The organism is Luteibacter rhizovicinus, assembly GCF_004342265.1.
Classification (GTDB): domain Bacteria; phylum Pseudomonadota; class Gammaproteobacteria; order Xanthomonadales; family Rhodanobacteraceae; genus Luteibacter; species Luteibacter rhizovicinus_B.
Genome location: NZ_SMCS01000002.1, coordinates 582,766 through 596,523 on the forward strand (window position 1 = coordinate 582,766; position 13,758 = coordinate 596,523).

Below are 13,758 nucleotides of genomic sequence, written 5' to 3' on the forward strand. Positions count from 1 at the left end.
ATGCGAATCGGCGTAGCTATCGACGCGGCCTGCGATGTGCCGCAATCCTTCATCGAGCAGAACGGCATCGCCGTGATGCCGATCACCGTCCGGGTGGACGGTCACGTGTTCAAGGACGACCGCGATCCCGTGGAAATCCAGCGGTTCCTGGACCAGAAGCTCGGCAGCCGGGGCCATTCGGCGGAAACCGAGCCCAGTACCGTCGAGGACGTCCAGCACCTGTTCCTGGATCGCATGGTCAAGGAGTACGACTGCGTCATCTGCCTGACGATCATGGCGACGCGCAGCCCGATCCACGACAACGTCATCAAGGCCAGTTTCGCGATCCTGAAGCACTATCGCCCCGTTCGCGAAGCGGCCGGCATAACCGGCCCCTTCCTGATGCGCGTGGTGGACACCCGCAGTATCTTCGCCGGCTCCGGGCCGTCGGTGGCCGAAGCCATACGAATGATCCAGACCGGGCAGCCCCCGCAGCAGTTGCGCGAACGGGTGGCGCATATCGCCAACAACTCCTACGGCTACATGATGCCCCGCGACCTGCACTACCTTCGGGCACGGGCGAAGAAGAAGGGCGATCGCAGCGTCAGCGCCCTGAGCGCGATGCTGGGCTCGGCGCTGGATATCAAACCCTTGCTGCGCGCGTATCGCGGCGAGACTGCGCCGGTCGGGAAAGTACGCGGGTTCGAGCACGGTGCGCAGACCCTCTTCGACTACGCCGCGAAGCGTGTGCAGGCGGGCCTGCTGGTGCCGGCACTTTCGCTGAGCTACGGCGGCGACCTCGACGACATGCGCAATCTCGTCGGCTATCACGCGCTCACCCGCGCCTGCGGCGACGCCGGTGTTGAGTTAATGGAAAGTCCGATGAGCATTACCGGCATGGTGAATGTCGGGGAGGGCGCGCTGACAATCGGCTTCGCCTCCGAAGAACACGTCGCCGAGTTCTGACGATGCGACTACGCTGGTTTTTCCCGCTTCTGCTGGCGACCTGTGCGCCGGCAGGCGCGGAGACGATCTACAAGTGCGTCGGCGCGAACGGCCTGCCCAGCTACCAGCAACAACCCTGCGCGAAGGGTCAGAAACAGAACACCATCCAGCTACAGGATTCGGCGCCTGCGTCCGGCCAGGTCGCACCGATGCCGGCGCCCCCGCCGCGCGAAGAGGCGTTGCCGCCTCCCCCGCAGCCCACGGCGCCGCGCGTGCCGCCGCCGCGCGTCTACGCCTGCGTTCGCGCGACGGATGGCAAACCATATACCAGCGCCAATGGTCATCCCGATCCCTATCTCGCACCCTTCGGCGTACTCGGCGCGGTGCAACAGCCACTCGCCGATGTCTATGGTCCGCCGAACAACGCGGGCGGTTCCGCACCGGAACTCAACCGCGGACGCGTGAGTTCCACGCTCGTCGCGAATAACTATGTCTGGGTGCAGGACCAGTGCCGCGAATTGAGTCCCGCCGAAGCGTGCAGCGCGATCCGGGACGAATACGACCAGAACGATCTCAAGCTGCGCAACGCGTTCAAGAGCCAGCAGGGGCCGTTCGAGGAGCAAGCCGCACGGCTGAAAGCGAAGCTCGCCGGCTGCGGTCAGAACCCGTAGCGCAGGAACCCGCCGTCCACGGCGATGACCTCGCCGGTGACGTAGCTGGATGCCGGCAGGCACAGAAACGCCACCGCGCCGGCCACTTCCTCCGGTTCGCCAATACGACGCATGGGCGTGCGGTCGAGGACTTCTTCCAGATACTCGGCATCCGCCAGCGCGGGTTCCGAACGCTGCGTGCGGATATACCAGGGCGCCACGGCGTTCACGCGGATACCGTCTTCGGCCCATTCGCAGGCGAGGTTGCGCGTGAGCTGGAGCAACGCGGCCTTGGTCATGCCGTACGGCGATCCGGTGCGTACATGGGTGATACCGGAAACGGAGCCGACGTTCACGATCGCGGCGTTGGCGTGCTGGACCAGATGCGGATAACCGAGACGGCACATCTCGAAGGCCGAGAACACATTGAGTTCGAAGAGCTGCCGGTATTCGGCCTCGGCGTATTCGAGCGTCGCACGCGGGACGTTGCCGCCCACGTTGTTCACCAGCACGGACAGGCTGACTCCCAGATCGACGACCCAGTCGAAGACCGACAGGCGGTCTTCCTGATCGGCCAGATCGGCGGCGAATGCCAGAACGTCCACGTCGGGACATTCTTCCGCCAGTTCGCCACGCACCTCTTCCAGTTGCAGTTCGTCGCGTGCCACCAGCAGCAGGTCGGCGCCAAGCGCCGCGAGTTCGCGCGCGCAGGCATAGCCGATGCCCTTGCTGGCTCCCGTCACCAGGGCCGTTCGGCCGTCCAGTCGCCAGTTGCCGAGTCGTGGGTGCATGCGAGATCTCCGTCGTTATCCGCGCATCGTACAACGTGCGAACATGAGGCGACCCGCACCCGCATGGAGACGCCCCGTGGACCCGACCGCCCCGCTGCTCGAGATAGACCACGCCACCGTGGTCCGCGACCGGCATGCCCTGCTCGACCGGCTTTCGCTGCGGATCGAAGCCGGTCAGCACACGGCGATCCTCGGCCCCAATGGCTCGGGTAAGTCGACACTGGTCAAGCTGATCGAACGGCGCATCTACCCGCTGGTGCACGACGACGGCAAACCGGTGCTACGGGTATTCGGACGCGAACGCTGGAATGTCGTGGAACTGCGTAGCCTGCTCGGCGTGGTTTCGTCGGATTTGCGCCGCGAGTTCGAAGGGATGACGCAGAACGCCCTGGATGCCGTGCTGTCCGGTTTCTTCGCTTCGTTGACGCTCGGGCTCGATCACGAAGTGACGGACACCATGCGCCGGGAGGCACTGGACGCGCTGCATCGCGTCGATGCCGCGCATCTGGCCGACCGCGATGTCGCCACGCTGTCCACTGGCGAGGCTCGCCGCGTCCTCATCGCGCGAGCACTCGTACATCGGCCTCGCGCGCTCCTGCTCGATGAACCATGCGCCGGACTCGATCCGGGCACCCGCCGTCGTTTTCTCGATCATCTTCGCCGTCTGGCGCAGGAAGGCACGACGCTGATTCTCGTCACGCATCACATCGAGGAAATCGTCCCCGAAATCGGTCACGTCGTCATGCTTCGCGATGGCGCCCTGTTCGATCAGGGCCCGAAAGAGCGACTGCTGCGCGACGAATGCCTTTCGGCGCTGTTCGACTGGGATATCGCAGTCGAGACGGACGACGACTTTTACGCGGCGCGGCTGCGCTAGACTCCGGGCGAATCGCCTAGAGCCATCCATGAACCGACTTGCCGTGTTCGCCGTGCTTACGCTCGCCTGCGTCGCCTGCTCGAAGAAGATCGAACCGCAGCCGCCGACCCCGCAGGCCGCCGCATCCACCGCGCGCGTGGCTACGCCATGGGATCCGCTGCTGGCGGATAAGAAGCGTGCGGAGGATGTGCAGAAGACGGTCGACGATCAGGCGAAACGGCAACGCGATGCTGTGGATGCGCAGGATAAATAATTCCGCCGCAGGCGCGCTCTATCGGTAGGAGCCCGCTTGCGGGCGAAAGCCAACAGGGCGAGGAAGACGGATGCTCACCTCCGCGAGCCCGGTCTTCTGGCTGCGGATGTCACGCACATCTTCATCGCTTCGTTGGCTTTCGCCCGCAAGCGGGCTCCTACACAAGCACCGCTTACAAGCTACCGCGCAGACACTATCTCGGCGAACAGAAACAATACGCATAAACCTGCGGCTTGCCCGGCTGCGCGTTGCGGAACAGCGCCAGCTCCGGCGCCAGCATCGGCAGCTGCGAGACCCACGACGGCAGTCGTACGCCGTACGACAGTGCGACGTGCGCCGAAGAGCTCTCGCTCATATTCGTCAGGAATCGTTCGAACGCACCCATCGGCTTTTCGGCATAGCGAACGCTGAAATCGTCACCGAGGTTCGCCTTGGCCGCAGCCGCGTGAACGGCATCGTCGAGGCTGCCCAGCTGATCGACCAGACCGCGCTCCAGTGCCTGCTTCCCTGTCCACACACGCCCCTGTGCAATGGCGTCGACCGATGCGAAGTCTTTGTTGCGCGCCTTGGCGACGCTGCCGACGAAGTCGCGGTAACCCTTGTCGATGATGCTCTGGATCAGCACGCTGACCTTCGGGTCGAGCGGACGAGTAATGTCGAATGCGCCGGCAAGCGGGCCGGTGCCGACGCCGTCGCTGGTGACGCCGAATTTCTGCAACGTATCGGGCACGGTGAAGAACATGCCGAAGATGCCGATCGAACCGGTGATCGTATTGGGTTCGGCGAAAATGCGATCCGCATTCATCGAAATCCAGTAACCACCGCTCGCCGCCATATCGCCCATCGACACGACGACCGGAATGCCCGCGTCGCGCGTGAGTTCCACTTCGCGGCGAATCTGTTCCGCGGCGAACACTTCGCCGCCGGGCGAGTTCACGCGCAGCACCAGTGCACGGGTACGCTTGTCGTTGCGCGCCTGACGGATCAGCTGTGCCGTCGAATCGCCGCCGATGCTGCCCGGTCCCTGTTTGCCGCCGACGATTTCGCCTTCGGCCACGACGACCGCAACGCCGGGCTTCGTGGTCAATGCGTCCATCGAAAGACCGCGATCGGCGATATATCCCGACAGGTCGACCTGTCGGAACGCGTCTTCGCGGCGTCCGGCCGGTACGCCTTCCTTATGCAGCAGTTCGACCAGCTGCTGTTCGGTGGCGATGCCGTCGGCGAGGTGCTCCTTGAGCGCCAGCTCGGCAAGATTGCCGTTGGTGCTCTGGATACGCTGCGGCAGTTCGTCGATATCGGCGCGCAGCGCGACGGGATCGATGCCTCGGCGCTTCGACACTTCGTCGATCCACGTATCCCATAGGCCGCCGAGCCAGAAGGCATCGGCCTGTTTCGATTCGGGCGACGCGTGGTCGAGGATGAAGGGTTCGGCAGCGGACTTGAACTGACCGACGCGGAACAGGTGCACCTGCACGCCGAGCTTGTCGAGCAGGTCCTTGTAGAAGAGCCGGTAGTTCGCAAGGCCCGTGGCGACGACGCCGCCTTGCGGGTCGATCAGGATGCGGTCGGCATGTGCCGCGAGGTAGTACTGGCCCTGGTCGAGATTGACCGACCAGACCAGCACCTGCTTGCCGCTCTTGCGGAAGCGGTCCAGCGCCGCGCCAACTTCGCGCAGCGCGGCGAAACCGCCAGCCTGGAGCTTGTCCGGCTTCAACAGGATGCGCGTGATCCGCGCGTCTTTCGCCGCCGCGTCGATGGCGCCGACGATGTCGCGCACCTGGGTCTGCTTCGGCTGCTCGCCGGAAAGCCGGCTGAACGCGCGCGACAGCGCATCGATGCTGAATTGCTCGACGAGCTGGCCTTCCGGCGCGAGCACCAGCACGGTCTTGTCCTGGATGGCATTGCTTCCGCCACTGGTGAACAGCACCAGCAGGAAGACAAAGAGCAGCCCGAAAAAGATGCCGTTGATGATGACGAGCCGCACCACGTTGACGCCGCGGCCGAAGCCGAACAGCGCCGCGACGAAACCGTTCCGGCGACGCGGCGGCGGAGCCGGGCGCGGCAGGGGCGGCGGGATGGCGTCGTGGCGTTCCGTCATGGGGCAGACCTCTTGGAGTTGCGTGCAGCGTAACGCGTCAGGCGACGCGCATCACGTGTGTAACGGCAGGGGCGGCGAAGTGTCCGAATTGCCCCGCCAGCGTTCGGTGGCGCTGATCCGGTAGAACCTTGCGAACAGCAGCACGGCGGCCATCGAAAGACCGGCGATCAGGCCCATCCACATGCCTCGCGCACCGAGGTCGTGCACGAAAGCCAGGTACCAGCCGACCGGCATCCCGACCACCCAGTAGGCGAACATGGTGATGACCATGGGAACGCGCGTGTCCTTCAACCCGCGCAGGGCGCCGTTGGACGCGACCTGGATACCGTCCGAAAACTGGAAGAAACCCGCCAGTATCAGCAACTGCGATGCCATGGCGAGCACGCCGGGATCGCCCGTGTACAGCCGGGCGATGGGACCTGGTATCGCCAGCATCACGCCCGACGAAACCAGCTGTGTCACGAGGATCAGTGCGATGCCGCAGAACCCGGCATAGCGCACGCCCGCGCCGTCCCCGCGGCCGACGGCGTTGCCGACGCGCACGGTGATGGCCATCGACAGACCCAGCGGGATCATGAAGGCGACCGATGCCACGTTCAGCGCCACGTGATGGGCGGCGGTCACCGTTTCGCCCAGTCGGCCGATCAGCAGTGCAACGGCGACGAACAGTCCGCCTTCCATCAACAGCGTGACCGCCATCGGCACGCCGATATGCAACAGCTGGCCGATGGGTTGGCGACGCGGCAGGACAAAGCGCTGGCGAAGATTCAGGTCGCGATAGTTCCGGTGGAGCAGCACATAGGCCGCGAAACCCAGCATTTCCAGCCAGAGCACGATCGCCGTGGCGATACCGCTGCCTCTCGCGCCCATGGGCGGGAAGCCGAGCTTGCCGTACATCAACACGTAACCCAGCGGCGCCAGCACCAGCAGTCCGCCGAAACTGAAGTACATGGAGGGCCGCGGCATGGACAGACCTTCGGACAGCCCGCGCAACGCGAAATACGTGGTGAGCGCGGGCGCCGCCCAACTGATGGCGTGCAGGAAACCGGTCACGTCGGGCCGCAGCGAGGGCACCACGCCGAACGCATTCATCAGCGGCGCGGCATGGCGCACGCCGAACCAGAGCAGGATGCCCAGCCCCCAAGCGATCCACAACGCCTGATGGAATACCGCGCCGACCTCGGCGCGACGACCGGCACCGTCGAGCTGGGCCACGGTCGGGGGCACCGACATCATCGTGCCGATACCCGTGACGATAGCCAGCGCCCAGATGCTGGCGCCCGTGACCACGGCGGCCTGCGTATGGGCGTTGAGGTGTCCGGCGAGCACGGCGTCCACGACATTCGTGCCGATCGCGCTCAACTGGGCAATCACCATCGGCAGGGCAAGCCGGAGGGTGGCGCCAATGTCGCGCCTGGCGCGGGCACGGTCGATGGACATGGGTGGGGACTGCGGGGAAAAGTGGTCGGTATTGTAAGACACAACCTCAAATGGCGCTGAGGAGCCCCATCCGTTTGCCGGTTGCAGGAGCCCGCAAGCAGGCTCCTACAAGAAGGCGGCGGGGCATGCCATCATCTGCGCTTCATGTCGGGGGACAAGACGAATGAACGAACTTAAGCCGGCACCGGTGCTTCTTTGCGCCAATTGCAGCACCGAGTTGCAAGGGGAGTTCTGCTACCACTGCGGCCAGTCGGTGAAGAGCGTGCTGCGACCGGTCTCGCACATGATCGAGGACGTGGGCGATCTGTTTTTCCACCTCGACGAGCGCGTGATCCATACCCTGCCCGCACTGTATTTCAAGCCAGGCTTCCTGACCCTCGAATACTTCGCCGGCCGCCGGGTGCGCTACATCGCGCCGTTCCGCCTGATGTTCGTGTTCTGCCTGCTGGCGTTCTTCTTCGTCCACATGATGCTGGGCGCCGCCGAACATACGAGCTTCAAGAACGAAGAGCCCGTCGCCATTGGCAATACCGACGCGTTCGTCGCAGCGAAGACGCCAGAGGAGGTAAAGACGATTTACACCTCCCGGATCGAGAGCCTGGAACACGCAGCGGACAACCCCGAGCTTCCCGCCATGGCCCGCATGGGGATCGAAGCCGGTCAGACAATCGTCTGGAAAGCCGCCAACGAACGACTGATCCAGCTCGGCGCCGACGCCTTGCCGACGCCCAGGGCGTTGCCCGGCAATGGCAACGACCGGGACATGTCCACCTTTCCCGTGGAGGTCCATGCCTGGTGGCTTCCCAGTTTCCTCAACGAGCGCATCAGTGAAGGGCTCGTTCATATGAAGGCCAACGTCATCCTGCTGAAGAACGGCGGTCCGCAGCGCCAGCTCGCGGCACGTCGCCTCCAGGATGGCGTGTTCGGTGTGTTGCCCCAGGTCATGTTCGTCCTGCTGCCAATCTTTGCCCTGATCCTGAAGCTGTTCTATGTCTTCCGCCGACGGCTCTACATGGAACACTTCATAGCGTGCCTGCACAGCCACGCGTTCATGTTCCTGTCGCTGCTGATCCTGACGATCCTGGGCATGCTCGCCGCATGGGTGAGACCGCATGCCGGGTTCGTGGCTAGCAGCATTGGCTGGGTCCAGTTTGCGATGGTCCTCTGGATCCCGATCTACCTGTTGATCATGCAAAAGCGGGTTTACCGGCAAGGCTGGGGTATGACGGTCTTCAAATACTGGCTGGTAGGCAGCATCTACTTCTGGTTGCTGGTAGCCGCGCTGTGCATGTCCATCGTGATTTCCATGGCCCATTGACGGCTAGGATTTTTTCCTAGCCGAACCAGGTTGTACACAGCCCGCGAACGGCCGTCGCAATTGTCAATATCCTGACGAAGCGAAGTGAAGAGCCTTCGCCATGTTTTTTCAGGCCATTGATATATAAGCATATTTCAGCTTGGTTAAAATGTACCCAAGCTGACTCGAAGGGCCTAACCATGCGCCTTGGATGGCCTCCATCCGACGCTCATCCACAGACTTATCCACAGGACTTGTGGATAACCGGGAAACCCTTCGCACGACGGGCACTTACCGGGGACTCCTCTGACAACCCGCGTCATCCGACGCCAACTCCATGATCGTGCCCGCAAAGCCGCTGGTCAAAGATTGACCAGCTTCAATCTCTCGCGCGGGTACACTTCCCGACCATGCCCGCAGTCCTTCGCGTCGCCCTTCCCCTACCCTTGCTGACCCTCTTCGACTACCTGCCTCCGGAGGCAGGTGTCGCTGCCGCGGGGTCTCGCGTGCGGGTGCCGTTCGGCCGCGGCGAGATGCTCGGCATCGTGATCGATCCTGCCGCCGAGGCAACGGTCGGCAAGGGTCGGTTGAAGCGCACGCTGGAAGTTCTGGACCCCGCGCCGTTGCTCGATGCGGAACTGCTGGCGACGCTGAGCTGGGCTGCCGAGTACTGGGCTGGCGCGCCCGGCGAGGCCTTCGCCAACGCACTACCGCTCGCCCTTCGCGAACCCCGGGCATTGCCCGCGACCGGACGCGAGGTATGGGCCATGACCCTGCAAGGACGTAGCGCGCTCGACGCAGGCAGTCGCAAGGCCGGAAGCGCGGCTTTGCTGACGGCACTCGCGGACGGACCGCGCGCCGCCGACGAACTGCAGCTGGCGTTGCCGGGCTGGCGCGCGGCCGCGCGTCGTCTGGCGGAAGCCGGGCTCGTCGAAAAACTCGATCTCGAAGAAGTCGCCCTCCCCGCCAGTCCGGCACCGGGCCCGGCACTCAGCGACGAACAAAGCCAGGCGGTAGACGTCATCGGCGCCGCGTTCGGCCGGTTCCAGCCCTTCGTGCTGGACGGTGTTACGGGCAGCGGCAAGACCGAGGTATATCTGGCGCTGATCGAGCGGGCGCTGGCCGAAGGCCGGCAGACACTGCTCCTGGTTCCCGAGATCGGCCTCGCCCCGCAAACGGTACGCCGGCTGCGCGAACGACTGGGCGTCGCCATCGAAGTGCTGCACTCCAATCTTGCCGAAGGCGATCGCGCCCGTGCGTGGTTGCGCGCCCGGAATGGCACGGCCAAGGTCGTACTCGGCACCCGTTCGGCGGTGTTCACTCCCCTGCCCAAAGCCGGGCTGATCATCGTCGACGAAGAACACGATCCTTCTTATAAGCAACAGGAAGGCTTCCGCTACCACGCCCGCGATCTCGCCCTGGTCCGAGCCCGTGCCCACGGCGTGCCCGTCGTGCTGGGCTCGGCCACGCCGTCGCTGGAGAGCCTCGCGAACGTGGATGCCGGACGCTATGAACGCGTCGCCCTGCGCGGCCGTCCCGGCGCCTCCCAACCGACGCAGGTACGCATTGTCGACATGCGTGCGCAACGCCTGGACCACGGCCTGTCGCCGACCCTGCTCGCGGCCGTGACCGACTGCATCGGCCGGGGCGAACAGGCGCTGGTGTTCCGCAACCGGCGTGGTTACGCCCCCGTCCTGCTCTGCTACGATTGCGGCTGGCATGCGGACTGCCCGCGTTGCGACCGCCCGCTGACCCTGCACGCCCGGCGACGGCGCCTGATCTGCCACCACTGCGACTACACAGCGCACGTTCCCGAGGCCTGCCCCAGCTGCAAGTCGGCCAATATCAGCCCACAAGGACAGGGCACCGAGCGTCTGGAAGAGGCGCTGACCGAGCGCTTTCCCGATACGCCCGTCATCCGGGTCGACCGCGAAACGACCCAGCGCCGGGACGCCTTCGACACACTGCTATCCAGCCTGCGCGACGACAAGCCGGCAATCCTCGTCGGCACGCAGATGCTGGCCAAGGGACACGATCTGCCGAACCTCACGCTGGTCGCGATCGTCGGCGTGGACGAGGGACTGCACAGCATCGACTTCCGGGCCAGCGAACGGCTGGCCCAACTGGTGGTCCAGGTAGCCGGGCGCGCCGGGCGCGCCCGCAAGCCGGGCAGCGTATTGCTCCAGACCCATCATCCCGACCACCCGTTGCTGCATACCCTGCTGCGTAGCGGTTACGGCGCCGTGGCGAAGGAGCTGCTGGCCGAGCGCAAGCTGATTCAGTTGCCACCGTATGCCCATCAGGTGCTTCTGCGCGCCGACGCCCACGACCGCGCCGACGTCGATGCTTTCCTGATCCAGGCGAACGAGGCCATCGGCGATCCCGGCGACATGCGCGTCGCAGGGCCGATGCCGGCGCCCATGCCACTGCGCGCAGGTCGTCACCGGGGGCAATTGCTGGTCGAAGCCGACACCCGTGCGCGCCTGCATGCCTTTCTGCGCCCTTGGCAATACGCGTTGGCCGCGTTGCCGACGGCCCGCAAGGTGCGTTGGTCACTCGACGTAGACCCGATCGATCTATATTGAGCACTCCACATCGGCGGGAGCTTTCATGCATAGCGACGATGCCGCGCGGGGCAAGCGACACCGCGTACTGATCATCGGCGGCGGTTTCGGCGGACTGTCGGCCGCCAGAGCACTGGCGAAAACGCCAGTCGAGGTAACGCTGGTGGACCGGCGCAACCACCACCTGTTCCAGCCCCTGCTCTATCAGGTCGCCACGGCTGGCCTTTCCGCGCCGTCGATCGCCGCGCCGCTGCGTTTCATCCTGCGCGAACAGGCCAACGCGTTCGTCTACATGGACGAGGCCCTGGAAATCGACCGGGAACGGAAAACCGTGCGCTTCGCCCATGGGGTACGCGAGTACGACACCCTCGTCGTCGCGACCGGCGCGGGTCATGCCTACTTCGGCCACGACGAGTGGGCGAAGGACGCACCAGGACTGAAGACGCTGGAAGACGCATTCCACATCCGCCGGCGCATCCTGCTGGCGTTCGAGAACGCCGAGCGCGAAACCGATCCCGCGAAGCGGCAGGCGTGGCTGAACTTCGTCATCGTCGGCGGCGGCGCAACCGGTGTGGAACTGGCTGGCACGCTGGCGGAAATCGCCAGACATACGCTGCCGCGCGAATTCCGCAACAGCGAGCCGCGCGATGCCAACATCATGCTGGTGGAAGCCGGCCCACGCGTGCTGCCCGCCTTCGCCGAAGATCTTTCGGAGAAAGCCCGCAAACAGTTGGTGAAGCTGGGCGTCGACGTGCGCACCGGCGGCGCGGTCACCGCGATCGATGCGCATGGCGTAGATCTCGGCGACCAGCACATCGCAGCCCGTACCGTACTGTGGGCCGCTGGCGTGGCGGCCTCGCCATTAGGAGCGCTGCTCGGCGCGCCGGTCGATCGCGCGGGGCGCGTGCAGGTACTGGGCGATCTCAGCATCCCCGGTGACCCGGATGTCTTCGTCATCGGCGATCTGGCCAGCGTCAACAGCGACGGCAAGCCGGTGCCCGGCGTAGCGCCGGCGGCAAAACAGATGGGCGCGTACGTCGGATCGGTCATACGCGCGAGGATCGAGGACCAGGCCGCACCCGCGCCCTTCCGCTATCGCGACGACGGCTCGCTCGCCACCATCGGCCGCATGGCGGCGGTGGCGCAGTTCGGCAAGGTGAAGCTGTCGGGCGTCCTGGCGTGGTGGGTCTGGCTGATCGCCCACGTTTACTTCCTGATCGGTTTCCGCAACCGTCTGGTCGTGCTCATGGACTGGGCGTCGTCGTACTGGACCTACCAGCGGCACGCGCGCATCGTGCAGGGCGATATCGGCCGCGACGATCCGCCACGATGAACGGCCGCGTTCCCTGCACATTGTCTCCACGTAGTTAAACCCAAACCTACAGATGCATACCCCCCGGCGCCAATCGGCGCGACAATAGGGGTCTTACCGGCACAGGAACCGCTCTCGTGACGAACCAGCTCGAACAACTGCGCAAGATCACCACCGTCGTGGCCGACACGGGCGACATCGAAGCCATCGCGAAGTACAAACCCGTCGACGCGACCACCAACCCGTCGCTGCTGCTGAAAGCGGCCGGCATTCCGGCGTACGCCTCGCTGCTGGACGAAGCCATTGCCTGGGCGAAGGGCAACGGCAACGATCGCTCGCAGCAGCTGATCGACGCCGGCGACAAGCTCTCGGTCCTCGTCGGCCGCAAAATCCTGGACGTGGTTCCGGGCCGCGTATCGACGGAAGTCGATGCCCGCCTCTCGTTCGATACCAACGCCACCATCGCCAAGGCCGAACGCCTGATCGGCATGTACGACGAAGCCGGTATCTCGAAAGACCGCATCCTCATCAAGACCGCTTCGACCTGGGAAGGCATCCGCGCCGCCGAGCAGCTCGAAAAGAAGGGCATCAAGTGCAATTGCACCCTGCTCTTCAGCTTCGAACAGGCCGTGGCCTGCGCCGAAGCCGGCGTGTTCCTGATCTCGCCGTTCGTCGGCCGCATCTTCGACTGGTACGTCGCCAATACCGACAAGAAAATCTACGCGCCGGAAGAAGATCCGGGCGTGCAGTCGGTCCGCAAGATCTACGATTTCTACAAGCTGCACGGCTACGAAACCGTCGTCATGGGTGCCAGTTTCCGCAACATCGGCCAGATCCAGGCCCTTGCCGGCTGCGACCGCCTCACGATCAGCCCCGAGCTGCTCGGCGAGCTCGAAGCCAACACCAACGATCTGCCGCTGGCGCTGAAAGACAGCGGCAAGCGCGAAAAAGCGGGCGAGCGCCTGACGGAAGCCAAGTTCCGCTGGGGCCACAACGAGAACGCGATGGCCACCGATAAACTCGCCGACGGCATCCGCAAGTTCGCGGTCGATCAGCGCAAGCTCGAAGCGTTGCTGGGCGCGAAGCTGTAAATCCGTTCCCACAGGCGTAAAAAAGGTTCTTCACGTTTTTTTGTGGAGGGCTCGGCTTCGCCATCGCTTTCGCGCTGTGACGTTTCGGGGAGAGCATCGCGTCGACGCATGGGTATAGCTGACCACATGCCGGTCCAGTCCCGTCACGTGCTCGGCTCGCGCTCTGCCCACAGCCAACCGCAGTCGACGGTACCGTGGCCGGGTTGGCCCTTGGGGCCGCCTTAGCCGAGGGCCGCGATGACTGACTGACGGAGCGAAGCGGCGCTACGGCCCGCTCCCGCAGGGACGGCGCCGAAGGCCCCAAGGGCCAACCCGGCCGCGGCTTCCACAAGGCACGAGCGTGAGGCGGCCAAGTCACGGATAACACGAGCCACCCAACGCTTGTGCTTACCCGAAGAGCGACGAGAAGCGTGAGGCCGTCCCCGCTAAGACGTGAGAAACAAAAAAAAGCCGCTCGC

At 64.8% G+C, this 13,758-nt stretch carries 11 protein-coding genes; 8 read left to right on the forward strand and 3 right to left on the reverse strand.

The window, feature by feature from the left end:
- Positions 1-945, forward strand: coding sequence for a DegV family protein (locus EC912_RS06720; RefSeq protein ID WP_207906774.1), 945 nt, complete (start codon positions 1-3; stop codon positions 943-945).
- Between the two features lie 2 nt (positions 946-947).
- Complete coding sequence (locus EC912_RS06725) at positions 948-1,595, forward strand: DUF4124 domain-containing protein (protein ID WP_132142366.1); 648 nt, start codon at positions 948-950, stop codon at positions 1,593-1,595.
- Here the strand turns inward: EC912_RS06725 and EC912_RS06730 are convergent.
- On the reverse strand, positions 1,583-2,365 hold the full coding sequence (locus tag EC912_RS06730) for an SDR family oxidoreductase (protein ID WP_132142367.1): 783 nt from the start codon (positions 2,363-2,365) through the stop codon (positions 1,583-1,585). The genes EC912_RS06725 and EC912_RS06730 overlap by 13 nt on opposite strands.
- 76 nt (positions 2,366-2,441) lie before the next feature.
- Here EC912_RS06730 and EC912_RS06735 point away from each other — a divergent pair, with 76 nt between their 5' ends.
- Positions 2,442-3,242 carry an ABC transporter ATP-binding protein gene (locus EC912_RS06735; RefSeq protein WP_243649176.1) on the forward strand — a complete coding sequence of 267 codons (801 nt, stop codon included), beginning with the start codon at positions 2,442-2,444 and terminating at the stop codon, positions 3,240-3,242.
- Positions 3,243-3,270: 28 nt separating this feature from the next.
- Entirely contained in the window at positions 3,271-3,495 is a 225-nt protein-coding gene (locus tag EC912_RS06740) for a hypothetical protein (RefSeq protein ID WP_243649177.1), read from the forward strand.
- Between the two features lie 193 nt (positions 3,496-3,688).
- Here EC912_RS06740 and sppA read toward each other — a convergent pair whose 3' ends face one another.
- Both sppA and EC912_RS06750 read right to left on the reverse strand, forming a co-directional pair.
- Positions 3,689-5,596: a signal peptide peptidase SppA gene (gene sppA, locus EC912_RS06745; protein WP_207906775.1), complete on the reverse strand. Its 1,908-nt coding sequence runs from the start codon at positions 5,594-5,596 to the stop codon at positions 3,689-3,691.
- Between the two features lie 51 nt (positions 5,597-5,647).
- The gene (locus EC912_RS06750) at positions 5,648-7,036 is read right to left on the reverse strand and encodes an MATE family efflux transporter (protein ID WP_132142369.1); all 1,389 of its coding nucleotides are present in this window, start codon (positions 7,034-7,036) and stop codon (positions 5,648-5,650) included.
- A 163-nt stretch (positions 7,037-7,199) separates the two neighbouring features.
- Between EC912_RS06750 and EC912_RS06755 the strand changes: the two genes are divergently transcribed.
- The 4 genes from EC912_RS06755 (at position 7,200) to tal (ending at position 13,300) form a co-directional block, all read left to right on the forward strand.
- The gene (locus EC912_RS06755) at positions 7,200-8,354 is read left to right on the forward strand and encodes a DUF3667 domain-containing protein (RefSeq protein WP_132142370.1); all 1,155 of its coding nucleotides are present in this window, start codon (positions 7,200-7,202) and stop codon (positions 8,352-8,354) included.
- A 389-nt stretch (positions 8,355-8,743) separates the two neighbouring features.
- The gene (locus EC912_RS06760; protein ID WP_132142371.1) at positions 8,744-10,918 is read left to right on the forward strand and encodes a primosomal protein N'; all 2,175 of its coding nucleotides are present in this window, start codon (positions 8,744-8,746) and stop codon (positions 10,916-10,918) included.
- Between the two features lie 25 nt (positions 10,919-10,943).
- Positions 10,944-12,230, forward strand: a complete 1,287-nt coding sequence (locus EC912_RS06765) for an NAD(P)/FAD-dependent oxidoreductase (RefSeq protein ID WP_132142372.1) — start codon at positions 10,944-10,946, stop codon at positions 12,228-12,230.
- Between the two features lie 116 nt (positions 12,231-12,346).
- Complete coding sequence (gene tal, locus EC912_RS06770; protein ID WP_132142373.1) at positions 12,347-13,300, forward strand: transaldolase; 954 nt, start codon at positions 12,347-12,349, stop codon at positions 13,298-13,300.
- Positions 13,301-13,758 lie beyond the last annotated feature (458 nt).